This is a genomic window from Kineococcus gynurae (assembly GCF_042433995.1).
In the GTDB taxonomy this organism is placed as follows: Bacteria; Actinomycetota; Actinomycetes; order Actinomycetales; family Kineococcaceae; genus Kineococcus; species Kineococcus gynurae.
On sequence record NZ_JBHLUI010000008.1, the window covers coordinates 298,360 to 321,854 of the forward strand.

20 protein-coding genes are annotated in these 23,495 nt (G+C 73.0%); 17 read left to right on the forward strand and 3 right to left on the reverse strand.

From position 1 onward, the window contains the following. Positions 1-75: 75 nt before the first annotated feature. The 4 genes from ACFFKU_RS07825 to ACFFKU_RS07840 all read left to right on the forward strand — a co-directional run bounded on the left by ACFFKU_RS07825 (position 76) and on the right by ACFFKU_RS07840 (position 4,271). Entirely contained in the window at positions 76-438 is a 363-nt protein-coding gene (locus ACFFKU_RS07825; RefSeq protein WP_380136975.1) for a hypothetical protein, read from the forward strand. 2 nt (positions 439-440) lie between these two features. After that, entirely contained in the window at positions 441-659 is a 219-nt protein-coding gene (locus ACFFKU_RS07830; protein ID WP_380136976.1) for an RNA-binding S4 domain-containing protein, read from the forward strand. A 61-nt stretch (positions 660-720) separates the two neighbouring features. After that, positions 721-1,581, forward strand: coding sequence for an aldo/keto reductase (locus tag ACFFKU_RS07835; protein WP_380136977.1), 861 nt, complete (start codon positions 721-723; stop codon positions 1,579-1,581). A gap of 332 nt (positions 1,582-1,913) precedes the next feature. Continuing rightward, positions 1,914-4,271, forward strand: coding sequence for a LamG-like jellyroll fold domain-containing protein (locus tag ACFFKU_RS07840; RefSeq protein WP_380136979.1), 2,358 nt, complete (start codon positions 1,914-1,916; stop codon positions 4,269-4,271). Here ACFFKU_RS07840 and ACFFKU_RS07845 read toward each other — a convergent pair. Further along, entirely contained in the window at positions 4,261-5,274 is a 1,014-nt protein-coding gene (locus tag ACFFKU_RS07845) for a sugar-binding transcriptional regulator (protein WP_380136981.1), read from the reverse strand. The two genes, ACFFKU_RS07840 and ACFFKU_RS07845, sit on opposite strands and share 11 nt — an antisense overlap. Positions 5,275-5,367: 93 nt before the next feature. Between ACFFKU_RS07845 and ACFFKU_RS07850 the strand changes: the two genes are divergently transcribed. From ACFFKU_RS07850 to ACFFKU_RS07890, 9 genes are all read left to right on the forward strand, one after another. Beyond that, complete coding sequence (locus ACFFKU_RS07850) at positions 5,368-6,882, forward strand: FGGY family carbohydrate kinase (RefSeq protein WP_380136983.1); 1,515 nt, start codon at positions 5,368-5,370, stop codon at positions 6,880-6,882. Then, positions 6,879-7,700: an SDR family oxidoreductase gene (locus ACFFKU_RS07855; RefSeq protein ID WP_380136985.1), complete on the forward strand. Its 822-nt coding sequence runs from the start codon at positions 6,879-6,881 to the stop codon at positions 7,698-7,700. Before ACFFKU_RS07850 ends, ACFFKU_RS07855 begins: the two co-directional genes overlap by 4 nt. Before the next feature lie 93 nt (positions 7,701-7,793). After that, on the forward strand, positions 7,794-8,795 hold the full coding sequence (locus ACFFKU_RS07860) for an ABC transporter permease (protein ID WP_380136987.1): 1,002 nt from the start codon (positions 7,794-7,796) through the stop codon (positions 8,793-8,795). A gap of 80 nt (positions 8,796-8,875) precedes the next feature. Continuing rightward, positions 8,876-9,850, forward strand: coding sequence for a substrate-binding domain-containing protein (locus ACFFKU_RS07865; protein ID WP_380136988.1), 975 nt, complete (start codon positions 8,876-8,878; stop codon positions 9,848-9,850). A 67-nt stretch (positions 9,851-9,917) separates the two neighbouring features. Continuing rightward, positions 9,918-11,411 (forward strand): sugar ABC transporter ATP-binding protein, encoded by a 1,494-nt coding sequence (locus tag ACFFKU_RS07870; RefSeq protein ID WP_380136990.1) that lies wholly within the window; start codon positions 9,918-9,920, stop codon positions 11,409-11,411. 32 nt (positions 11,412-11,443) lie between these two features. Further along, positions 11,444-12,211: an SDR family oxidoreductase gene (locus ACFFKU_RS07875; RefSeq protein ID WP_380136991.1), complete on the forward strand. Its 768-nt coding sequence runs from the start codon at positions 11,444-11,446 to the stop codon at positions 12,209-12,211. A 35-nt stretch (positions 12,212-12,246) separates the two neighbouring features. Next, positions 12,247-13,143: a transketolase gene (locus ACFFKU_RS07880; RefSeq protein WP_380136993.1), complete on the forward strand. Its 897-nt coding sequence runs from the start codon at positions 12,247-12,249 to the stop codon at positions 13,141-13,143. 11 nt (positions 13,144-13,154) lie between these two features. After that, a complete protein-coding gene (locus ACFFKU_RS07885) occupies positions 13,155-14,123 on the forward strand; it encodes a transketolase family protein (RefSeq protein WP_380136994.1) in 969 nt (322 codons plus the stop codon). Positions 14,124-14,490: 367 nt separating this feature from the next. Continuing rightward, positions 14,491-17,535, forward strand: a complete 3,045-nt coding sequence (locus ACFFKU_RS07890) for a LamG-like jellyroll fold domain-containing protein (protein WP_380136995.1) — start codon at positions 14,491-14,493, stop codon at positions 17,533-17,535. A 188-nt stretch (positions 17,536-17,723) separates the two neighbouring features. Here the strand turns inward: ACFFKU_RS07890 and ACFFKU_RS07895 are convergent, their stop codons facing one another. Further along, positions 17,724-18,647, reverse strand: a complete 924-nt coding sequence (locus tag ACFFKU_RS07895; RefSeq protein ID WP_380136996.1) for an alpha/beta hydrolase — start codon at positions 18,645-18,647, stop codon at positions 17,724-17,726. Between the two features lie 150 nt (positions 18,648-18,797). Between ACFFKU_RS07895 and ACFFKU_RS07900 the strand changes: the two genes are divergently transcribed. Next, positions 18,798-19,541 (forward strand): SDR family NAD(P)-dependent oxidoreductase, encoded by a 744-nt coding sequence (locus ACFFKU_RS07900; RefSeq protein ID WP_380136997.1) that lies wholly within the window; start codon positions 18,798-18,800, stop codon positions 19,539-19,541. A 91-nt stretch (positions 19,542-19,632) separates the two neighbouring features. On the opposite strand, the gene ACFFKU_RS07905 is transcribed toward ACFFKU_RS07900, so the two are convergent. Continuing rightward, on the reverse strand, positions 19,633-19,827 hold the full coding sequence (locus ACFFKU_RS07905; protein WP_380136998.1) for a hypothetical protein: 195 nt from the start codon (positions 19,825-19,827) through the stop codon (positions 19,633-19,635). A 268-nt stretch (positions 19,828-20,095) separates the two neighbouring features. On the opposite strand from ACFFKU_RS07905, the gene ACFFKU_RS07910 reads away from it, so the two are divergent. The 3 genes from ACFFKU_RS07910 (at position 20,096) to ACFFKU_RS07920 (ending at position 23,494) form a co-directional block, all read left to right on the forward strand. After that, the gene (locus ACFFKU_RS07910) at positions 20,096-20,854 is read left to right on the forward strand and encodes an IclR family transcriptional regulator (RefSeq protein WP_380136999.1); all 759 of its coding nucleotides are present in this window, start codon (positions 20,096-20,098) and stop codon (positions 20,852-20,854) included. A 69-nt stretch (positions 20,855-20,923) separates the two neighbouring features. Next, positions 20,924-22,135 carry a 4-hydroxybenzoate 3-monooxygenase gene (locus ACFFKU_RS07915; protein WP_380137000.1) on the forward strand — a complete coding sequence of 404 codons (1,212 nt, stop codon included), beginning with the start codon at positions 20,924-20,926 and terminating at the stop codon, positions 22,133-22,135. Between the two features lie 102 nt (positions 22,136-22,237). Continuing rightward, positions 22,238-23,494 (forward strand): excalibur calcium-binding domain-containing protein, encoded by a 1,257-nt coding sequence (locus ACFFKU_RS07920; protein ID WP_380137002.1) that lies wholly within the window; start codon positions 22,238-22,240, stop codon positions 23,492-23,494. Position 23,495: the final 1 nt, after the last annotated feature.

Genomic DNA, 23,495 nt, shown 5'->3' on the forward strand with positions numbered 1-23,495 from the left:
GGCCTGAACCGGGCTTCGCCGGTGCAGGCAGGCAGGCGGGCGGGCGGGTCGCGGGCGGGGCGTCAGAATGGGGGCATGACCCAGGACAACCGGGAATCGTTGGACGCCCTGCTCCGCTCGCTGCTGGCCCAGGGGCGGATGAGCACCGACGCCGAACGGCTGGCCCGCGACGGGGTGGACAGGCTGCGGGCGTTCCTGCGCGACGGTTCCGCCGCGGGGCGCGAGGACCCGGCCGGGTCGGCGGTCCCGGCCGAGGACGAGGCCGCCGACGCCGAGATCGTGCACATCGCGGTCGAGGACGTCGAGACCACCCAGGTCCACACCGTCCCGCTCGCCGGGGGACGGACCGCGACGCTGGAGCTGCCCACGCGGTTCGGCAGCGCGGACGCCGACCGGGTCGCCGCGGTGCTCACCGCGCTCGCCCTCGACGAGGAATGAGCGTGGCCGCCACCGACGTGGAGGTCACCGGCGTGGTCCGGCTCGGGCAGTTCCTCAAGCTCTGCGGGGCGGTCGACTCCGGGGGAGAGGCCCGGGAACTCATCGCCGACGGGGACGTCCTGGTCAACGGGGAACCCGAGGACCGGCGCGGTCGGCAGCTCTCCGACGGCGACGAGGTCGAGCTGCGCGGGCGGGTCTGGCGGGTCCTCGTCGAAGGGTGATCCGCGGCCCCCCCGGAACGGCCCGGGTGCCGCTCGCGGAACCCGTGCCTAGGGTCGAGGCATGCCCCTCGAAGACGGAACGCTCGTTCCCTCCCTGACCCTGAACGACGACCGCTCCATCCCCCAGGTCGGCCTCGGCGTGTTCCAGGTGCCGCCGGAGAGCACCGCCGAGGTCGTCGGCGAGGCCCTGGCCGCGGGCTACCGGCACATCGACACCGCCGCCGGGTACGGCAACGAGGCCGGGGTGGGCGACGCGCTCCGGACCGCGCAGTCCACCCTCGGGCTGAGCCACGAGGACGTGTTCGTGACCACGAAACTCGCCAACGAGGACCGGGCCGGGGGGCGCGACCAGGCGCTGCGCGCGTTCGACGCCTCCCTGGGCAAGCTGCAGCTGGAACGCCTCGACCTCTGGCTGATCCACTGGCCCGGTCCCGACCAGTCCACCTACGTCGAGGTCTGGAAGACGTTCGCCGAACTCAAGGAACAGGGCCGGATCACCTCGATCGGGGTCTCGAACTTCCAGAAGACGCACCTGCGCGCCCTGTTCGACGAGACCGGGATCGTCCCCGCGGTGAACCAGGTCGAACTGCACCCGTGGCTGCAGCAGGAGGACCTGCGAGCCTTCCACGCCGAGCACGGGATCGTCACCGAGGCCTGGAGCCCCATCGGCCAAGGGGGAGACCTGCTGCAGGACAGCACGATCGGCGAGATCGCCGCGGCGCACGGGAAGGAGCCGGCCCAGGTCGTGCTCCGGTGGCACCTGCAGCTCGGCAACGTCGTCATCCCCAAGTCGGTGACGCCGTCGCGCATCCGTTCCAACATCCAGCTGTCCTCCTTCCAGCTCACCGACGACGAGATGGCGGCCATCGCCGGGCTGGAGCGCGGGGAGCGCATCGGCCCGGACCCGGACGTCTTCGGCTGAGCGGGCGGCGGGGCCGCCGGACGGGTGATCCGTCCGGTGGCCCCGCTCCTCGTCGTCGGACGGAGGGTTCGACCGGACGGGGAACCGTTCGGCGCAGGCGATCACGGACGGGTGCGGCGCGGGCGGCGCCGTTCACCCGGACGGGGGAGCGACCCGCCGCCGACGGACGGGGTGCGTCCCGAGCGACGGGACGGGGCGGTGCCGACGGCGGGTAACGACCGCCGCGGAGGTCGCGATCGTCCGGTGCCCCGTCCCGGTCGTCCCGTGGTCCGGGTGGGGCCGAGACCCGCCCGAGGAACGGTGCGGGCTCGACGAGCCCCCTGGAGTTCCCGATGTCGCTCGCCGTCCGGTTGCCCGGTCGCGCCGTGGCCGCGCTGGCCACGATCGCCCTCACGGGCTCGGCCCTGCTCGGTCTGGTCGGCCCCGCCCACGCCGACGACCTCACCGCGCGGGCGCTGCCCAGCGGTCCGTTGTCGGCCGACGCCCTGCCGACCGTGCAGATCGACGGCGTCGTGTGGGCCCAGCTGGTCGTGGGGGACCGCGTCTACGTGACCGGCGAGTTCACCTCGGCCCGCCCGGCGGGCGCCGCCGCGGGCACGGGCGAGGTCCCCCGCTCCAACATCCTGGCCTACGACGTCACCACCGGGGCCCTGATCTCCTCCTGGGCGCCCAGCCTGAACAGCACCGGGCTCGGGCTCGCGGCCTCGCCCGACGGGTCGCGCGTCTACGTCGTCGGGAACTTCACCAGCGTGAACGGGGTCACCCGCAACCGGGTCGCGGCCCTCGACGCCGCCACGGGCGCGGTCGTCACCTCCTTCGCCGCCGGTGCGGACTACCGGGTCCGGTCCGTGGTCGCGACGGCCGACACCGTGTACCTCGGGGGGGCGTTCTCCTCCGTCGGCGGTGCCCCCCGCAGCCGGCTGGCCGCGGTCAGCGCGAGCACGGGCGCGTTGCTGCCCTGGGCCCCGACGGCCGACGCCGAGATCATGGCCATGGTGCGGCCCGCCTCGACCCCCGACCAGCTCGTCGTGGCCGGGCGGTTCAGCACGTTGAACGGTTCCCCCGCGCTGGGTTCCGGTGCCCTCTCGGCCACCACCGGGGCGACCCGGCCGTGGGCGGTGCAGGAGCGGGTCAACGACTACGGCGCGAAGGCCGCCGTCTACAGCCTCTCCAGCGACGGTTCCACGGTCTACGGCACGGGGTACAACTACTACGGCACCGGGAACCTGGAGAACACCTTCGCCGCCGCCGCCGACGGCGGGACCCTGAAGTGGGTCAACGGGTGCTTCGGCGACACCTACTCGTCGTTCCCCACGAACGGGGTTGTCGTGGTCGTCGGCCACGCCCACAACTGCGCCCCGGTGGGTGGGAACCCGCAGCAGACCCCGTGGACCTTCCAGCGCTCCTACGCGTTCGGGGCGGAGGCCTCCACGACGAACGTCGGCGGGAACTTCTCCGGCCTGCCCGGTTCGAAACCCCGGGCCTGGCTCCCGACGCTCACGGTCGGCAGCTACACCGGGCAGTCGCAGGCGGCCTGGTCGGTCAGCGGCGACTCCCGCTACGTCGTCCTGGGCGGGGAGTTCCCGACCGTCAACGGCAAGGCCCAACAGGGGCTCGTGCGGTTCGCCGTGCGCTCCCTCGCACCGAACAAGCAGGGTCCGATCGGGAAACTCTCGACCGACCTGAAACCCACGCTCACGGTGCTGCCCTCGGGGACCGTCCGGGCCACGGTGACCGCGGCGTGGGACCGCGACGACGCGATCCTCACCTACGAGCTCCTGCGTGGTTCCTCGGCCGCGTCGTCGACGGTGGTCGCCACCGGCCGGCAGACCTCGACGTGGTGGAACCGGGCCGGCGTCGCCCTGGTCGACCCGAACCCGCCGGTCGGGACCACGCCCACCTACCGGGTCCGGGTGAGCGACGCGTCCGGCAACGTCCTGACCGGCAACGGGGCCGTCCTGGGCGTGCCGGTGCCGGCGGCGGGCGCGCCCAGTAGGTACGCGGCCGCGGTCGCGGCCGACGGGGCCGACCACTTCTGGCGCCTCGACGAGGCGTCGGGGAACCTCGGGCTGGACACCGCGGGCGCCGACGACCTGTCCCTGGACCCCTCGGCCGGACGCGGGACCGCCGGGGCCACGGGGGACGGCGACACGGCGACGACGTTCACCGGGTCCGCACCCGTCCCGGCGACGACCACCCGCGCCGCGACCGGACCCCAGGTGTTCTCGGTGGAGGCGTGGTTCCGGACGACGAGCACCACGGGCGGCAAGATCGTCGGCTTCGGCACCGCCTCGACGGGGGCGAGCAGCGGTTATGACCGTCACGTCTACCTGACCAACGACGGGCGCCTCGTGGCCGGAACCTACTCCGGCGGGGTGCGGACGGTGACGAGCGCCGGGCGGTACAACGACGGCCGGTGGCACCAGGTCGTGATGACCGTCGGCTCCGGTGGTCTGACCGCCTACGTCGACGGGATCGCGGTGGGGCGCAACGCCTCCGCCACGGGAGCACAGCCCATGACCGGATTCTGGCGCATCGGCGGGGACTCCCTCGCCGGGTGGCCCGCGCAACCCGCCACGACCGCCTTCGCCGGGCGCGTCGACGACGTGGCCACGTACCCCACGGAACTCACGGCGGCGCAGGTCGCGCGGCACTTCACCGCGGCCGGGGGGAACTCCGTCAGTCGCTGAGGACGGCTCCGGGATCCGCGGTCCCGGAGTTCTCGATCCCGGGATCCGGGGCGGCGAGGTGGTGGGCGGTGTCCAGGTCGGTGACCAGGGTGTTGACCCACCCGCCCAGCAGGGCGGCCCGGACGGCGGCGTGCTTGTCCGGGCCGCCGGCGACGCCGACCCGCCGGGGGACCGCCTTGAGCGCTTCGGGGGAGATGCCGAGGACCCGTTCGTTGAGGGCCGACGGCACCAGGTTCCCGGCCTGGTCGAAGAACCGGAAGCACACGTCGCCCACCGCCCCGAGCTCGTGCAGCTCGACCTGCGCGTCCCGGTCGAGCCCGTTCCCGCTGCGCTGCACCAGGGGTGAGGGTTCGACGTTGCCGATGCCCACCAGGGCGACGGTCAGGTCCGACCAGGCCCGCTGGACGTCCAGGACGGCCGGGTCGCGCAGCAGGGCCCGGCGCACCGTGGCGTCGGAGACCAGACCGGGCGTGGGCAGGAAGATGGCCGTCGCGTTGGTGATGGTCGCGAACCGGTGCAGCAGGCGGGTCGCCTCCACCTGCACCTGCGGGTCCCCGACCCCCCCGATGAGCTGGGTCACGCGTTCGACGGCGAGCCGGCTGCCGGGGCGCATGGCCTCCACCGCGGCGAGCAGGGTCGAACTCCACGAGGAGATGCCGACGACGTCGCGCGCGAACAGCGTGTCGTTGAGGTAGACCGCCGTGGCCGCCCCCAGCGCCGGGGTCACGTCCCCCCGCGAACCGGCGGTGTCGACGACCAGGCAGTCGAGCAGCCCGAACCGCTCCTTGAGCTCGTCCTCCAACCCCGTGTGGACGCCGGGGGGCAGGGTCACGGTGGTGCGGACGATGCCCTCCTCGACCGCCTGGCTGAGCAGCCGGGACACCCGCGATTGCGAGATGTGCAGCTCGGCCGCGATCTGCGGCTGACGGATGCCCCGCTCGTGGTACATCCGGGCGACCTTGGCCAGCAGACGGAGCTGGTCGGGGTTCTGGGGCGGGGCCATGCCGACAGCGTATGGGTAGACATTCATCGTTGACAAGCCATTCAGTCCCGGCCTAGATTTGCATCGCTGTTCAAGGATGAATGGGGATGCATCATGAGGGACGGAGCTCACGCCGTCGACGGACCCGCCGCCACCGGCACGTTCGTCCTGGCGATCGACCAGGGGACCAGCGCCACCAAGGCCGTCGTCATCGACGGCTCGGGGGCCGTGGTCGCCCGCGCCACCTGCGCGGTCGGCCAGTCGTTCCCGCGGCCCGGGTGGGCCGAGCAGGACGGCCACGAACTGGCGGACTCCGCGCGCCGCGCCGTCGCCGACTGCCTCGCCGCCCTCCCCGCCGGGACCGGTCCGGACCAGGTCGCCACCCTCGCCCTGAGCACCCAGCGCGAGTCGGTGCTGCTGTGGGACCGCGCCACCGGGGTCCCCCTCGGGCCCGTCCTCGGCTGGCAGGACATCCGCGCCGCCGGGGTGTGCGCCGAGCTGGTCGCGGCCGGGCACGGCCTGCGGGTCCGCGAGCTGACCGGACTGCCGCTGGACGCCATGTTCTCGGCGGCCAAGGCCCGCGCGCTGCTCGACCTCCACGACCCGGAGCGCACCCGCAGCCGCGCCGGCGAGCTCTGCCTGGGCACGATCGACTCCTGGCTGGTCTTCACGCTGACCGGTGAGCACCGGATCGAGACCGGGTGCGCCGCCCGCACGCAGCTCCTCGACATCGCCCGCCGGGCCTGGGACCCGTGGCTCCTCGACCTGTTCGGCGTTCCCGCCGAGATCCTCCCCACCGTCACCGCCTCCACCGGCCCGTTCGGGACCGTGCGCGGCCTGCACCCCGACCTGGACGGGCGGGCGGTCACGGGTGTGCTCGGCGACTCCCACGCCGCCCTGTTCGCCCACGCCGGCTGGGTCCCCGGCCGGGTCAAGGCCACCTACGGCACCGGTTGCTCGGTCATGGGGGTCGCCCCCGGGCCGGTGACGACCGGCGGGGGCATCGCCCGCACCCTCGCCTGGGAGCTCGACGAACCCCGCTACGCGCTGGAGGGCAACATCCGCTCCAGCGGGGCGACCCTGGTCTGGCTGGCCCGCCTGTTCGGCACCACGGTCGAGGAACTCCTGTCCACCGCGGCCGACGACGCCGAGGGCGTCACCCTGGTCCCGGCGTTCACGGGCCTCGGCGCCCCCTGGTGGGACGAGAACGCCGCCGGCCTCGTCGCCGGGCTGAGCGAGTCCACCGGCCCCGGGCAGCTGGCCCGGGCCGCCCTGGAGTCCATCGCGTTCCAGGTGGCCGACGTGGTCGCCGCCGTGGAGGAGAGCGCCGGACCGGTCGAGGTCGTCCTCGCCGACGGCGGTCCCTCGGCCAACCCCACCCTCATGCAGCTGCAGGCCGACCTCGCCGGTCGACGGGTCGAGGTCAGCGCCGTCCGGGAGCTCTCGGCCGTCGGGGCCGCCCAGCTGGCCGGGGTCGGGGCGGGGCTGTGGACCCTCGCCGACCTCGAGCGCCGCGCCGCCGCGCGGACGCCCTACCTCCCCGCCGACGGCACCGACCGGGAGTCCCGCCTGTCCGCCTGGCACGCCGCCGTCGACGCCGCCCGCCGCACCCCCCGGAGGAACCCGTGACCGACCAGCACACCGACCAGTCCCACGACCGGGTCGCCCGGTTCCGCGGCCAGGTCGTCGCGATCACCGGGGCCGCCCAGGGTCTCGGACGCGGCATCGCCGCCCGCTTCGCCCGGGAGGGCGCGACCGTCGTCCTGCTCGACCGGTCCGAGACCGTGCACGACGCCGCGGCGACCGTGGCGACCGAGACCGGGGCCAGGACCCGCGGTCTGGTCTGCGACGTCACCGACGAGAGCGCCGTCTCCTCGGCCTTCGCGACGATCGGTTCGGAGTTCGGGCGCCTGGACGTCCTGGTCAACAACGCCGGGACGATCACCATCGCCCCGCTCGCCGAGCTCACCCTGGAGGCCTGGAACCGGGTCCTCGCCGTGAACACGACGGGGGTCTTCCTGTGCGCCAAGGCGGCCGCGGCCCTCATGCAGGAACGGGGCGAGGGCGGGCGCATCCTCAACGCCGCCTCCGGGCAGGCACGGCAGGGTTTCATCTACACACCGCACTACGCGGCCAGCAAGTTCGGCGTCGTGGGCCTGACGCAGAGCCTGGCCAAGGAGCTCGCCCGCGACCGCATCACGGTCAACGCCTACTGCCCCGGGATCGTCGGCACCGACATGTGGGCCTACAACGACCGCGAGTGGGGTCGCCTCCTCGGGGACTACGCCCCCGGAGAACTTATGGCCGAATGGGTCGCCGGCATCCCGCTGGGCCGGGCGGGCACCGAGGACGACGTCGCCGACCTGCTGCTGTTCCTGGCCTCCGCCGAGGCGGGGTACATCACCGGGCAGGCCGTGAACGTCGACGGCGGCATGTTCATGAACTGAGGGCCGCCCCGCCCGCCCCGCCCCGCGACCCGACCCGAACCCCTCCGCCGACCCGTCGGCGAACCCTCCGTCACCCCCTGCGAAGGAGCAAGAGTGAGCACCACCGCCGCGCCACCCGCCCCGACCGATCCCGCCCCGAACCCCCTCTCGACCCGCCTGCGCGCCGTGCTGAGCGGGACCGGCGGACCGCTCGTCGGCCTGGTGCTGCTCGCGATCGTGCTGTTCATCGCGACGCCCTACTTCCTCACCGTCAACAACCTGCTGAACATCCTCGACCAGGTGACGATCCTCGGGATCCTCGCGCTGGGCATGACGTTCGTCATCGTGACCGGGGGCATCGACCTGTCCGTCGCGGCCGTCCTCGCCCTGTCGATGATGGTGCTGGGCTGGACGTCCCACAACGCGGGCTGGCCCCTGGGGCTCAGCATCGTGGCCGCCGTCGCCGTCGGGGGGTTGTGCGGGCTGCTGAGCGGTCTCGGGGTCACGGTCGCGAAACTCCCGCCGTTCATCGCCACCCTGGCGATGCTGTCGGTGGCCCGCGGGACCGCCAACGTCATCACCGACGGCCAGCAGATCGTCGGTTACCCGGACTGGTTCACCGCCCTGCCCACCGAGCGGTACTTCGGTTTCCTCACCGTCACCGCCGTCGTCCTGGTCGTGCTGCTCGCCGCCGGCTGGGCCTACATGCGCTATCGCGGTGGTGGTCGGGCGCTCTACGCCATCGGCGGCAGCGCCGAGGTGGCCCGGCTCGCCGGCATCCGCGTCAAGCGCGCCACCACCGGCGTGTACGTGGTGATGGGGCTGCTCGCCGGGCTGGCCGGCGTCGTCCTCGCCGCCCGGCTCGACTCCTCGCAGCCCTCGGCGGCCGTCGGCCTCGAGCTCGACGTCATCGCCGCGGTCGTCATCGGCGGCGCCAGCCTCTCCGGCGGGGTGGGACGCATCCCCGGGACCGTCGTCGGTGTCCTCATCATCGGCGTGCTGCGCAACGGGTTGAACCTCCTGTCGGTCTCGCCCTTCGTCCAGCAGATCGTCATCGGGGTCGTCATCGCCCTCGCCGTCATGGTCGACGTGCTGCGCCGCCGCCGCGACCACTGACCCCCACGACCAGCCGGCCCCCGTCGGGAACCCCGCACGACCCACCACCCTCACCACCCAGAAACCCGAGAGGCACCCTCATGCCGTTCCGCCGCATCACCGCCGCTGCCGCCGTCGCCCTCGTCGCCGTCAGCCTGACCGCCTGCAACCGGGAGTCCGCCGCGCCCGGCGCCGCCGCCGGGACCGACGGGCAGGCGATCACCATCGGCCTCGCCGTCGCGAACCTCCAGGCCGACTTCTTCAACCAGATCAAGCAGTCGGTCGAGGCCGAGGCGAAGGCCAAGGGCGTCACGGTCCAGGTCTCCGACGCCGGTGGCGACTCGGCCACGCAGGTCAACCAGATCCAGGACTTCATCACCCGCCAGGTCGACGCGATCATCTACATCCCCGCCGGGGCCACCGCGGCCGGCGTCCCGGTCAAGGCGGCCAAGGCCGCCGGCATCCCCGTCGTCAACGTCGACCGCAACGCCGACGACCAGCCGGGGGACACCTTCATCGCGACCGACTCCGTCGCCGCGGCCCAGGAACTCGGCGAGTACGTCGTGCAGCAGACCGGGGGCAACGCCAATGTCGCCATCCTGCAGGGGCAGATCGGCACGACCCCCCAGGTCGACCGCGAGAAGGGTTTCCGTACGGCGATGGACGCCGCGCCGGGCATGAAGATCGTCGCCGAGCAGTCCGCCGACTGGAGCCAGGACAAGGGTTTCGCGGTGGCCCAGGACATGATCCAGGCCCACCCCGACATCTCGGTGTTCTTCGGCCAGGCCGACGCCATGGCGCTCGGGGCCGCGCAGGCCGCCAAGAACGCGAACCTGGACCCGGCCCCGGTCGTCGTCGGGTTCGACGGTGACGCCGCCGGCATCAAGGCCGTCTCCGAGGGCGGGATCGACGCCACGATGGTCCAGCAGACCCAGCTCATGGGGCGCCTGGCCGTGGACTCGGCGATCAAGCTGGCCAAGGGCGAGGACGTGCCGGCCGAGCAGCTGCAGACCGCCACCCTGCTGACCAAGGACGACAAGGCCAAGGCGCAGGAGTTCCTCGCCGAGCACCCGTGAGCCGTCGCGACCCGTCGTGACGACCCCCACCAGCCAGTCGACCCACCCGAGGACCCAGGGAGCAGGGATGAGCACCACCCACGAGCGCGGACTGAGCGTCCGCGGTGTCTCGAAGCGATTCGGGGCCACGCAGGCGCTGCACAGCATCGACCTGGACGTCCGTCCCGGTGAGGTGGTGGCGCTGCTCGGCGAGAACGGCGCCGGCAAGTCCACGTTGTCCAACATCATCGCCGGGGTGTTCGGCTCCGACACCGGACGCATGACCTGGGACGGGCAGGAGTACGCGCCGGCCGCCCCGCGGGACGCGCTGGACGCGGGCATCGCGCTCATCCACCAGGAGATGCGGCTGCTGCCCGACCTGTCGATCTCGGAGAACGTGTTCGTGGGTCGGCAGCTCATGAAGGGCGGTCGGCTGGACCGCAAGGAGATGGACCGCCGGACCGCCGAGGTGCTGCACCGCCTCGGTCTGGACATCTCCCCGCGCCGGCTGGTGGGGTCGTTGCGGGTGGCCGCGCAGCAGCAGGTGGAGATCGCCAAGGCGCTCACCCTGAACGCGCGGCTGCTCATCCTCGACGAGCCGACCGCGGCGCTCGGGGCCGAGGAGACCGAGCACCTGTTCGCCCAGGTGGACGCGCTGCGCGCGCAGGGCGTCTCGTTCGTCTACGTCTCCCACCGCCTGGAGGAGATCGCCCGGATCTGCGACCGGGTCGTCGTCCTGCGCGACGGTCAGGGCGTGGCCTCCCACGACACCGCCCAGGTCCCCGTCCGCCGCCTGGTCGAGGACATGGTCGGACGCAGCATCGAGAGCGTCTTCCCCGACCTGACCCCGCCGACCTCGGAGGTGGCGCTGCAGGTCGACGGCCTGACCGCCGCCGACGGCTCGTTCCGTGACATCTCGCTGACCGTGAACCGGGGCGAGATCCTCGGGATCGCGGGCATCGTCGGGGCCGGGCGCACCGAGCTCGTCCGGGCCATCGCCGGGGCGGACCCGGTGGCGCGGGGGACCGTGACGGTGGACGGCCGGACCCTGCGACCCGGGGACACCCGCTCGGCCATCGCCGCCGGACTGGTCCTCGTCCCCGAGGACCGCAAGGCGCAGGGGGTCGTGCTGGACATGTCCATCGCCGACAACGTCGCCCTGGCCAACCTGGACTCCGTCTCCGACGGGGCCGGGTTCATCGCCCCCGCGCGGGTGGCCCGGATCGCCCGGGAGGCCTGCCGCACGATGACGGTCAAGGGTCGGGTGGACCAGCCGGCGCGCACCCTCTCCGGTGGCAACCAGCAGAAGGTCGTCATCGCGAAGTGGTTGGAGCGCAAGCCCCGGGTCGTGATCCTGGACGAACCCACCCGGGGGATCGACGTCGGCGCCCGGGCCGCGATCTACGACGTCATCGTCGGTCTCGCCGCCCAGGGGATCGCGGTGGTGGTCGTGAGCTCGGAGCTCGAGGAGGTCCTCGGGCTGTCGCACCGCGTCATGGTGCTGGCCCGCGGCACCGACCGCGGGGTCCTGGACCGAACCGAGGCCACGGACGTGGCCGTCATGCACCTGGCAGCGGTCTGATGACCCGCGCCGCAACGGAAGGAGAACGACCCATGGACGCACCCGACTTCCGCCTGGACGCCCGGGTGGCCCTGGTGACCGGGGCCGGCAGCGGGATCGGTCGGGCCGTCGCCCTCGGCCTCGCCGCCAGCGGCGCCGACGTCGCCTGCCTGGACCTGGCCGGGGAGGGGCTGAGCGCCACCGTCGCCGAGATCGAGGCCGGGGGGCGCCGGGCCGTCGCGGTCCCGGCCGACGTGACCGACCCCGAGGGGCTGGCCGCGGCCGTCGCCCGCACCGAGGAGGAGCTCGGCGAGCTCACCCTCGCGGTGAACTGCGCCGGGATCGCCAACGCGGCCCCGGCCGAGGAGATGTCCCTGGCCCAGTGGCAGAAGGTCGTCGACATCGACTACACGGGCGTCTTCCTCTCCTGCCAGGCCGAGGCGCGGGCCATGCTCGCGCACGGTCGGGGTTCCATCGTCAACATCGCCTCGATGTCGGGTTCCATCGTGAACCGGGGCCTGCTGCAGGCCCACTACAACTCGGCCAAGGCCGCGGTCATCCACCTCAGCCGGTCGCTGGCGATGGAGTGGTCCGACCGCGGGATCCGGGTGAACTCCATCAGCCCGGGGTACACCGCCACCCCGATGAACACGCGTCCCGAGGTGGCCGAGCAGGTGCGGCAGTTCGAGGCCGACACCCCGCTGGGCCGCATGGCCGGGGTCGGGGAGATGGTCGGCCCCGCCGTCTTCCTGCTCTCCGACGCGGCCAGTTTCTGCACCGGTGTCGACCTGGTCGTCGACGGCGGCTTCACCTGCTGGTGAGCGGACCCAACCCCAACCCCGAGAGGAAAACTCCCATGTCTGCACTCGCAGCGGAGCACGCCACGATGCCGGTCCTCGGCCGGCTCGCCCCCACCGCCCACCGCGACGAGGTCGTGGCCCACGTGGCCGAGGCCGCCCGCCAGATCCGCATCCAGGACCTCAAGCTCGTCCACCACGCCGGCGCCGGGCACATCGGCGGCGACTTCTCCGCCATCGACGTCCTCGCGACCCTGTACGGGGCGGTGCTGGACATCACGCCGGAGACGGTGGAGGACCCCGAGCGCGACCGGTTCATCCTGTCCAAGGGGCACGTCGCCGGTGCGCTCTACACGACGCTGGCCACGTTCGGGTTCCTGCCCGTCGAGGAGCTCGCGACGTTCCTCAAGCCGCTGTCGCGGCTCAACGGTCACCCCAACCGCAACAAGGTGCCCGGGGTCGAGGCGAACACCGGTCCGCTCGGCCACGGCCTGCCGATCGCCGTCGGTCACGCGCTGGCCGCCAAGCTCGACGTGTCCCGCCGCCGCACCTTCGTCCTGGTCGGCGACGGCGAGCTGCAGGAGGGGAGCAACTGGGAGGCGATGATGGCCGCCTCGCAGCACGAGCTCGACCGGTTGACCGTCATCGTGGACCGCAACCGGCTGCAGCAGGGGGCGACCACCCGCGAGACCAACGACCTCGACCCCCTGGACCAGAAGGCCGCCGCGTTCGGCTTCGCCGTCGTCGAGGTCAACGGGCACGACCACGGCGAGCTGCTGGACGTCCTCTCCGCGGTCCCGCACCGCCCCGGCAAGCCGACCTTCGTGATCGCGCACACCCACAAGGGCCACCCGATCTCGTTCATGAGCAACAACGTCGCCTGGCACCACAAGGTCCCCAGCCGCGACCAGTTCGACCTCGCGCTGAGCGAGCTCGAAGCCCTCGTCCGGAACTGAAGGAGACCGACATGACCACGAGCACCGTGGCGGCGACGCCGATCGCCGACCGCCCCCGCTTCGACTGCCGCGACGCCTACGTCGCCACGCTGGCCGAGCTCGCCAGGACCGACCACCGGATCGTCGGGGTCGTCAACGACTCCGTCGGCTCCTCCAAGCTCGACGCGTTCAAGAAGGCCTTCCCGGACCGCCTGATCAACGTCGGCATCGCCGAGCAGGACATGGTCGGCGTGGCCGCGGGGCTCGCCAACGGCGGGCGCATCCCGTTCGTCTCCGCCGCCTCGTGCTTCCTCACCGGACGGGCGCTGGAGCAGATCAAGGCCGACGTCGCCTACTCCAACCGCAACGTCAAGCTGTGCGGTATGAGCCCGGGGATGGCCTACGGCGAGCTCGGCCCGACGCACCACTCGATCGAGGACATCGCCTGGCTGCGGGCCATCGACAACATGGTCGTCGTCGTCCCGGCCGACCCGGTGGAGACCGCGGCGGCCATGCGCTGGGCGGCCGCCACCGAGGGACCCGCCTTCATCCGGGTCAGCCGGATGGCCGTGCCCGAGATCCACGACGCCGACCACGAGTTCGTGCCCGGCCGGGCCACCACGGTCCGCGAGGGTGACGACGTCACGATCATCAGCAACGGCACGGTCCTGTGGCGGGCCCTGGCCGCGGCCGAGCAGCTGGCCGGCGAGGGCGTCTCCGCCCGTGTCGTGTCCATGCCCACGGTCAAGCCGCTCGACGTCGAGGCCGTCGTGGCCGCGGCGCGGGAGACCCGGGGCATCGTCACCGCCGAGGAGTCCACGACGGCCGGCGGTCTGGGCGGGGCGGTCGCCGAGGCGGTCGTCCAGCACCACCCCACCCGGATGACCATCCTCGGGGTGCCCGAGTTCGCTCCGACCGGGTCGGCCGGGTTCCTGCTCGACCGTTACGGGATGTCCCCGGAGGGCATCGCCGACGCGGCCCGGAACCTGGCCCGGGCCTGACGCCTCCCGCATCCCCCGACCGGGTGCCGACCGCGTGCGGTCGGCACCCGGTTCTCGTTGTGGGAGGCAACTACTAAGAGTTGCGAGGAAACACTCTGAGTTCTCATCGCCGGCGAACGGTGGTCGATCCCACGGTCGGTGACGACGGTTTCACCGGTCCGGCGGATTGACCGCCGGCGACAATCCCCTCCGGCCCCAGATACGTTGTGTCACTGGTGATGACGCCACCCGTTCGGCCGTAACGCGTTCGGCTCCGCACTCGATTGATTCTTCACTTGGCTGCATCGAGCATCTAAGTGTTGAGCACGGCCGGTCCGACCGGAAACCGTGCCCCCCGCGCCGTGAGGCGCTCGAGTCAGGAGCACGGATGTCTTTCTCCACGAAGTTCTCGCGCCGCATGGTCTCCGGCGCCGTGACGTTCGCCATGGCGACCACCGCCTCGCTCGCCCTGGCCGCGCCGTCGCAGGCCGACGACCTGGCGGCCCGCACCCTGCCCAGCACCACCGTCTCCGCCGACGCGCTGCCCACCGTCCAGATCAACGGTGTCGTCTGGTCGCAGGTCGTCGTCGGCAACCGCGTCTACGTCACCGGCTCGTTCACCTCGGCCCGTCCCGCCGGCTCGCCCGCGGGCACCAACGAGACCGCCCGGTCCAACCTCCTCGCCTACGACATCACCACCGGCAACCTGATCTCGTCCTGGGCCCCGACCCTGAACAGCACGGGCCTCGGCATCACCGCCTCGCCCGACGGCTCGCGCATCTACGTCGTCGGCAACTTCACGTCGGTGAACGGGATCAAGCGCTACCGGGTCGTCGCCCTCGACGCGACCACCGGCGCGGTGATCACCTCCTTCAACGCCGGCGCCGACTACCGCGTCCGCGGGATCGTCGCGACGAACGACACCGTCTACCTCGGTGGGGCGTTCTCCTCGGTCGGCGGTCAGGCCCGCAGCCGGCTCGCCGCGGTGAGCGCGGCCACGGGGGCGGTCCTGCCCTGGGCCCCCGCCGCCGACGCCGAGGTCATGGCCATGGTCCGCCCGGCCGCCACCCCGAACCAGATCGTCGTGGCCGGTCGCTTCAGCACCCTGAACGGTGACTCCTCGCTCGGTTCCGGGGCGCTGGACGCCACGACCGGCGCCACCCAGCCGTGGGCCGTGCAGGCCCAGGCCAACGACTACGGCCCCAACGCCGCGATCTACAGCCTGTCCACCGACGGCTCCACCGTCTACGGCACCGGGTACAACTTCTACGGGACCGGCAACCTCGAGAACACCTTCGCGGCCACCGCCGACGGCGGGAACCTGAAGTGGGTCAACGGGTGCTACGGCGACACGTACTCCTCCTTCCCCTCCGCCGGGGTCGTCTACACCGCCGGGCACGCCCACAACTGCTCCGCCGTCGGCGGGCACCCGCAGACCCAGCCGTGGACGTTCCAGCACGCCCTGGCCTTCACCGCGGACGCCACCACCACCAACAACGGCGGCAACTTCAACGGCATGCCGGGTGCCAAGGTGGTGCAGTGGCTCCCCGAGCTCGCCGTCGGCACCTTCACCGGTCAGTCCCAGGCCGCCTGGAACGTCACCGGTGACTCCCGCTACGTCGTCATGGGCGGGGAGTTCCCGAAGGTCAACGGCACCGCCCAGCAGGGTCTGGTCCGTTTCGCGGTCAAGGACCTCGCACCGAAGAAGTCGGGCCCCATCGGCAAGCTCTCCTCCGAGCTCAAGCCGACGCTCGTCGCGCTGCCCACCGGCGCCGTCCGGGCCGGCGTGACCGCGGCCTGGGACCGTGACGACGCGACCCTGAAGTACGAGCTCCTGCGCGGCACCAACGCTTCCACCGCCGCGGTGGTCGCCACCACCGTCCAGGCCTCGACCTGGTGGAACCGCCCGACGACGACCCTCTTCGACAAGTCCGCGCCGGCCGGCAGCTCCCAGACCTACCGGGTCCGGGTCACCGACGGCAACGGCAACGTCCTGGTCGGCAACCCGACCACGGTCACCGTCAGCGCCGCGGGCGCCAACAGCGCCTACTCCTCGGCGGTCACCGCCGACGGCGCGGAGCACTTCTGGCGGCTCGACGAGTCGACGGGGGCCACCGGTCTGGACTCCGTCGGTGGCGACGACCTCACCCTCGACGCCTCCGCCACCCGCGGTGCGGCCGGGGCCACCGGGGACGGGGACACCGCGACCACGTTCGCCGGGACCGCCGAGGTGCCGGCGGGCACGACGAACGCGACCACCGGTCCGCAGGTGTTCTCCACCGAGGCGTGGTTCAACACCACCAGCACCTCGGGCGGCAAGATCATCGGCTTCGGCGACTCGGCCACCGGCACCAGCGGCGGGTACGACCGGCACGTCTACATGACCAACGACGGGAAGCTCGTCGGCGGGGTCTACGTCAACGGCATCCAGACCGTCACGAGCAAGCGCAGCTACAACGACGGCCAGTGGCACCAGGTCGTCATGACTCAGGGCGACAACGGTCTGGCCCTGTTCGTCGACGGCGTCCAGGTCGGTCGTAAGAGCGACGTCCGCGGGGCCCAGCCCTTCTCCGGCTACTGGCGGATCGGTGGCGACAACCTGGACTGGTGGCCCAACCAGCCCGCCGCCCGGGCCTTCGCCGGCAGCATCGACGACGTCTCGGTCTACCCGAACGAGTTGACCGCCACCCAGGTCGCGAACCACTTCACCGCCAGCGGCCGGACCCCGGGCGCCGGCGTCCCGGCCCCCACCGATGCCTACGGCGCCGCGGTGTTCGCCTCCAAGCCGCAGAGTTTCTGGCGGCTGCAGGAGACCTCCGGGACCAGCGTCAAGGACTCCGGCCCCGAGGGCGGCAACGACGCGACCGTGTTCGGCGGCGTCACGCTCGGCACGGCCGGCGCCCCCGGCATCAGCGGGAGCACGGGTGCGACCTTCGACGGTCAGTCCGGTTCCGGGATCGGCGCGAACGACGGCCAGCAGGGGACGAACACGTACTCCATGGAGCTGTGGTTCAGCACGACCACGGACCGCGGGGGCAAGCTCGTCGGGTTCGGCGGCTCGCAGAACTGGTACAGCGGGGCCTACGACCGGCACGTGTTCATGCAGCGCGACGGGTCGCTCCGGTTCGGGGCGTGGACCGGCCAGGAGAACCTGGTGACCACGTCCGGATCGTTCAACGACGGCAAGTGGCACCACCTGGTCGCCACCCAGGGCGCGGACGGCATGGCGCTCTACGTCGACGGGGTCCTGCAGGGCACCAACCCGCAGACCCAGGCCCAGGACTACTACGGGTTCTGGCGCGTCGGTGGCGACAGCAGCTGGGGTGACTCGGAGAACGGCTACTTCGCCGGCAGCATCGACGACGTGGCGATCTACGACCGCGCGCTGAGCGCCGACGAGGTCACCGCCCACCAGCAGGCCGGCAACCGCTGACCCGCGACCCCGGGCCGACCCGCTGAGCGGATCCGCTCCCGGGTCCTCCACGAAGGCCGGTGCCACCGCCCCCACGGGCGGTGGCACCGGCCTTCGTGCGTCCCGGTGGACCCGGAACGCACGATCGCCCACGACAGGTGCGGTCGTGGGCGATCTGGTGGGTGGTGCGGTCGAGCGGTGGGCCCGGTTCAGTCCGTGGTGCCGAGGCGCTGGTTCATCCAGCGCAGGGTGGGCCACCCGGCCCGACGGTCGGCCTCGACGAACAGCGGGAACTCGTGCTCCAGGGGAAGCCGCTCGTAGGGGAAGTCGATCCCGTTCTGCCGGAACAGGTCGACGACCTGTTCGACGCGGTCGCCGTTCAGGTTCCCCCCGACCAGCCGCAGCTGCGGGTCGCCCGGGTACACCGCCCGGACGCGGTCGAGGAACTCCAGGTAGTCCTCGGGCGAGCGGGCCATCGCCCCGTCGACCGACCAGACCGCGGCGAAGTCCTGCGGGTGCTCCAGCGCGAACCGGAACGCGCCGTGCCCGCCCATCGAGAAACCCACGAGGAGCCGGTGCGCGGGCCCGGGCGTGACCCGGTAGGTCCGCTCGACGTGGGGGATCAGCTCGTCGACGAAGTCCGTGTCGTAGCGCCCCTCCCACCGCCCGTCCCGGTTGCTGTCCGCGGTGACGATCACGGCGTCGGCGAGGGCCCCGTCGCGGACGGCGGCGCGCACCGACTCGGCGTCGTCGAGGAAGGTGGCGTTGCTCTCGTCCCGACCGTGCAGCGCGTACAGCACGGGATAGGTCGAGCAGCCGTCGGCGTAGTCGGCCGGCAGGCTGACGCTGTAGGGCACCTGGTGCCCGTCGGCCGCGGTCAGCGCCGTATCGAAACGCAGGTCGCTGCTGCTCGGGCAGCCGGCGGAGGTCGTGGGGGCGGTGGGGGCCTCGGAGGGCCCGGCGACGGGACCCGTGCGCACGCTGTCGTCGGCCCGCAGCCGGCGGACGGCCAGCGCGGCCGCCCCGACCGCGAGGACCGAGGCGCCGACCCCGGCCGCGACCACCGCCCGCCGGGGGAGGCGGGGCCGGTCGGCGTCCTGGTTCGGGTCGAGGTAGGTGCGCGAACGATTCACCGCAGCAGTCTGGGCACGTTCAGCCGTCCCCGGGTACCGGACGTGAGCGGTTCCACCCGACCGGACCGTCTGCTCCGCCCGCCCCGGAGCAGTCGCGCGACCCGCGGTGCCCGGCCCGTCGCCCCCCGTGGTGGTGGCACCATCTCGCGGGTGGACCAGGCAGGGATCGGGCACGCGCGCGGAGCGGGCACGGCGGTCGTGACCGGGGCGGGCGGCGGCATCGGTGAGGCCCTGGCCCGTGCGGTGGCCCCGCTGGTGGACGCGGTCGCCCTGGCCGACCTCGACGGGACGGCGGTCGAGCGGGTGGCGGCCTCGATCGGACCGGCGGCCGGCGCCCACCGGGTCGACGTGGCCGACCCCGCCCAGGTCGAGGCCCTGGCCGCGGCCGTGCCCGGCGTGCGCTGGGTCTTCCTCAACGCCGGAATCGTGGGCGAGCACGTCGGCGCCCCCTGGGAGGTGCCGCCCGCGGAGTGGCGCCGCGTCCTCGACGTGAACCTCGGCGGGGTGGTCAACGGTTTGCGGTCCTTCGTGCCGCGCCTGCTGGCGGCGGGCGGACCGGCGCACGTGGTCGTGACGGCATCCCTGGCCGGGGCGGCGGTGTTCGGCGGCGGTGGGGCCTACGGCCCCTCCAAGCACGCGGTGCTGGCGGTCGCCCGGCACGCCGCCCTGGCCCTGGAGGGAACCCCGGTCCGGGTGCACGTGCTCTGCCCGGACCTGGTGCGCTCCGGGATGTCGGAGCAGGGCCGCGAGCCCGCCGAGATCGCCCGCCGCGCGCTCGACCTCGTGCGGGAGGACCGTTTCGCCTGGGTGCCCGAGGAGTGGACCGACGCGGTCCGCGAGGGCGCCGTCCGGCTCGGCGCGGGGGAGTGGCCGCTCACCCCGCGTCCGCGGTGAGCGCGTCGACGAGGGCCCGGTAGGCCTCCTCGGGACCCTCCGCGCCGTTCACGTGACGCACCCCGGGGCGGCGCGCCACGGACCGGGCCGGTCACCGGGCCAGTCGCCGGGCGGTCTCGTGCAGCACGACCGGTCCACCCGCCCGACGCAGCAGCTCGGCCGCATCGACGTGCTCGACCCGCCGCGCCTCGAGCGGACGCCGCTCGACCCGGGCGGTCGCCACCTCGACGGGCACGCCGATCACGACCTCGCCGAGCACCGCCCCCACCTCCTGCGCGAGGGGCACCAGCTCGGCGACGAAGGCGTCCCGGGCACGCCGTCCGGCAGGATCGACCGGGTCACGGGGGAGCCCTCCCAGGGCCCGGGCCGGTCGGGGGAACACCGGGGCGGGGGCGACCGGGTCGAGGCCGCCGGCCGCGACCAGGTCGTCGTCACCGGGGTGGAGCCCCTGCCCGTCGCCGGATGACCCGCGCAGCCCCCGCTCGCGGCGAGACCGTTCCGACGGCCACGCAGACCTGGCATGCTTGCTCCTTCCGTTGGTCGGAAAGGATGCGATGTCGCGCAACGAGTCGCCGGGGCGCTCGGTGACCAGCAAGGTGCTCGCCGTGCTCGGGGCGTTCGACCCCGGGGCGCGGGAGCTGACCCTGTCCCGGCTGGCCGAGCGGGCCGGCCTGCCCGTCTCGACGACGCACCGCCTGGTGGCGGAGCTGGCGGAGTGGGGTGCGCTGGACCGGACGACGGACGGGACGTACACCGTCGGCCGGCGCCTCTGGACCCTGGGGTTGCTCGCCCCCGTGCACTCCGACCTGCGCAGCGTCGCCGCCCCGTTCCTGCAGGACTTCCACGCCGCCACGCGCGCCACGGTGCAGCTCGCGGTCCGCGACGGCGACCAGGTGCTCTACGTGGACCGGTTGTCGGGCAACGTCTCCGTCCCCGTGGTCTCGCAGATCGGGTACCGGCTGCCGATGCACGCGACCGCGGTCGGGAAGGTGCTGCTGGCCCACGCCCCGGACGACGTCGTGACCCGGGTGATGGGGCGGCTCACCCGGCACACGCCGTGGACGATCACGTCACCGGCGATCCTCGACGGGCAGCTGCGTCGGGCCCGCTCCGAGGGGTTCGCCACCACGGGGGAGGAGATGAGTCGGGGTGCGTCCTCGGTGGCCGTGCCGGTGGTGCGCGGGGACGAGGTGATCGCGGCCCTGGGGGTGGTGGTGCTCGACCTGCGGCGCGGCCGCGGTGAACTCATCGCCGGGCTGCGGGTGGCGGCCCAGGGGATCGGGCGGCGGCTGTCCAGCCTGGACCGGGACTGAAACCCCCATGCTTCCGGCCAACGGAAAGCCGGGCTCGGTCGCGGGAGGCGCGGCGGTCACCCTAGGGCCATGACCACGACGACGACGTCCCCGGCCACCCGCACCACGACCGCGGTCGGCATCGTCGGCGGTGGCCCCGCCGGACTCATGCTGTCGCACCTGCTGGCCCGGGCCGGGGTGCCGTCCGTGGTGGTCGACGCACGCTCGCGCGAGGAGATCTACGCGACCGTCAGGGCCGGGATCCTCGAGCACCGCACGGTCCGGTCGCTGGTCGAGGACGGGGTGTCGGACCGGGTGCTCCGCGAGGGGTACGAGCACTGCGGGATCGAGCTCGCCTTCGCCGGGGCCCGGCACCGCATCGACTTCGCCGACCTGGTCGGCGCCTCCGCGTGGCTCTACCCGCAGACCGAGGTGTTCAAGGACCTCGCCGACGCCCGCGAACGCGACGGCGGCGACGTCCGGTTCGGGGTGAGCGACACCCGGGTGGTCGACCTCGAGGGGCCGAACCCCGGGATCCGCTACCGCGACGCCGCCGGCGACGAGCACGAGATCCGGTGCGCCCACCTCGTCGGGGCCGACGGGTCGCGCAGCACGTGCCGGCGTCAGGTCCCCGCCGACGCCGCCACCCAGATCGGACGGGAGTACCCCTTCGCCTGGTTCGGGTTCCTCTGCGACGCCCCGCCGAGCGCCGAGGAACTGGTCTACAGCCACTCCCCGCACGGGTTCGCGCTGGTGAGCCAGCGTACGGAGACCGTGCAGCGCATGTACTTCCAGTGCGACGCGGACGAAGACCCCGCCGCCTGGGATGCCGACCGGATCTGGGCCGAGATGGACCGGCGCACGCGGGTCAACGGTCTGGAACTGCGGACGGGGACGATCCGCGACCCCGCGGTGCTCCGGTTCCGGAGTTTCGTGCACACCCCCCTGCGGCACGGGCGGATGCTGCTCGCCGGGGACGCCGCCCACACCGTCCCGCCCACCGGGGCCAAGGGTCTCAACCTCGCCCTCGCCGACGTCCGCCGCCTCGCCCCCGCCCTGGTCCGGGCCGTCCGCGACGGGGACGAGACCGGCCTGGCGGAGTACACCGAGCGGGCATTGGAGCGGGTGTGGCGGGCCCAGCACTTCTCGTACTGGATGACGACGATGCTGCACACCGGCGCCGACGGCAGCGAGTTCGACCGGCGCCGTCAGGAGGCCGAGCTGCGGACCCTCGTCGCCTCCCGCGCCGGGCGGCAGTTCCTGGCCGAGGGGTACACGGGCTGGCCCGCCGACGAGGACTGAAGCCCGCCACCGCACGCCGACGGATTGACCCGGGTGGGTGACACGGGCGCCCGCCGACCGATTCGCTGCCCACCGGTCTCCCGGGTAGGTCACAGTGCTCTCGTGGAGAACGACGGTGGCACGGTCGGACGATTCATGGAGCGGTCGGTCTCGCGGCGGGCCCGCACGGTCTCGGCACTGATGCTGGCCGTCCTGATCACCCTGACGGTCGGGGTGGCGCCGGCCTCGGCCAAGCGCTACCCCGGGCCTGACGGCCCCCGTTCCGTGATCGGGGAGATCGAACGGGCCTGGCTCCGGGCCGGGGGAGCGTCCGGATTCTTGGGCGCGCCCCTCACCGACGAATGGACCGCCCCCGACGGGGTGGGGCGCTTCACGCACTTCGAGCGCGGGTCGATCTACTGGACCCCGGCCACCGGGGCGCACGAAGTGCACGGGGCGATCCGGGACCGTTGGGCCTCCGAGGGGTGGGAGCGGTCGTTCCTCGGCTACCCCATCAGCGACGAGACCTATGAGCGACTGGGTGAGCGGTGGGCCAAGATCAGTCGGTTCCAGTACGGGGACCTGTTCTGGTACCCGGACACGCAGATGGCCGTGGTGCGCGGCGCGATCTCCGAGGCCGCCCGACGATCGGACTGGAGCCTGGGTCTCGCCTTCGGGGACGAGTTCCCCGCCGCTGATGGTGGTCGGTGGCAGGCGTTCTCGGGTGGCTCCGTGCATTGGCACCCCCGAGTGGGGGCCCACGTCGTCCCGGGGCCCATCAGCCGGGTGCATGCCCCGTCGACGATCATGGGATACCCGATCGCCGACTTCCGTCGCATCAGGAACCCGAGAGTGTACGAGGGGTACCTGACCCAGCGGTTCGAGAACGGGGTCCGATACGCCCCCGAATGCTGCAACCTGACCGCCTACTTCGTCTACGGAGCCATCTACACGCGATATCGCGAACTTGGCTCCGAGGAGGGTCCATTGGGTTGGCCCATCGCGATGGAGTTGGGTGACTACGGGCGGTCCCAGGACTTCGATCACGGCGAGATCATGTGGCGGCCGCACCTCGGTGCCCACGCCGTCCTCGAGCCGTTCGTCTCCTGGACAGGGCTGCGTTACAGCGATCGGGGTTTCCCTGTGGACGACGCGCGCGGAGCTCCGGACAGCACCTGGCAGGTTTTCGAGGGCCTCACTCTTGTCCGCAGCGCTCGGGACGGGGTGGTGCGGGACAGTGCCCGCTACTACCGGAACTGCGTCGCGGTGTGGGACACCGTGGAGGCACCGGTCCGCCGTGGACAGCAGGGATACCGCGCCGGATTGGACCCCGACGGTGACGGGGTGGGTTGCCCGACGGATCCCCGACCGGTCCGCTGAC

Excerpts from the sequence above, each read along its gene's own strand:
- ACFFKU_RS07825 (WP_380136975.1), top strand. The coding sequence starts at position 76 with ATGACCCAGGACAACCGGGAATCGTTGGACGCCCTGCTCCGCTCGCTG.
- ACFFKU_RS07835 (WP_380136977.1), top strand. The coding sequence starts at position 721 with ATGCCCCTCGAAGACGGAACGCTCGTTCCCTCCCTGACCCTGAACGAC.
- ACFFKU_RS07840 (WP_380136979.1), top strand. The coding sequence starts at position 1,914 with ATGTCGCTCGCCGTCCGGTTGCCCGGTCGCGCCGTGGCCGCGCTGGCC.
- ACFFKU_RS07845 (WP_380136981.1), bottom strand. The coding sequence starts at position 5,274 with ATGGCCCCGCCCCAGAACCCCGACCAGCTCCGTCTGCTGGCCAAGGTC.
- ACFFKU_RS07850 (WP_380136983.1), top strand. The coding sequence starts at position 5,368 with ATGAGGGACGGAGCTCACGCCGTCGACGGACCCGCCGCCACCGGCACG.
- ACFFKU_RS07865 (WP_380136988.1), top strand. The coding sequence starts at position 8,876 with ATGCCGTTCCGCCGCATCACCGCCGCTGCCGCCGTCGCCCTCGTCGCC.
- ACFFKU_RS07870 (WP_380136990.1), top strand. The coding sequence starts at position 9,918 with ATGAGCACCACCCACGAGCGCGGACTGAGCGTCCGCGGTGTCTCGAAG.
- ACFFKU_RS07875 (WP_380136991.1), top strand. The coding sequence starts at position 11,444 with ATGGACGCACCCGACTTCCGCCTGGACGCCCGGGTGGCCCTGGTGACC.
- ACFFKU_RS07880 (WP_380136993.1), top strand. The coding sequence starts at position 12,247 with ATGTCTGCACTCGCAGCGGAGCACGCCACGATGCCGGTCCTCGGCCGG.
- ACFFKU_RS07885 (WP_380136994.1), top strand. The coding sequence starts at position 13,155 with ATGACCACGAGCACCGTGGCGGCGACGCCGATCGCCGACCGCCCCCGC.
- ACFFKU_RS07890 (WP_380136995.1), top strand. The coding sequence starts at position 14,491 with ATGTCTTTCTCCACGAAGTTCTCGCGCCGCATGGTCTCCGGCGCCGTG.
- ACFFKU_RS07910 (WP_380136999.1), top strand. The coding sequence starts at position 20,096 with ATGTCGCGCAACGAGTCGCCGGGGCGCTCGGTGACCAGCAAGGTGCTC.
- ACFFKU_RS07915 (WP_380137000.1), top strand. The coding sequence starts at position 20,924 with ATGACCACGACGACGACGTCCCCGGCCACCCGCACCACGACCGCGGTC.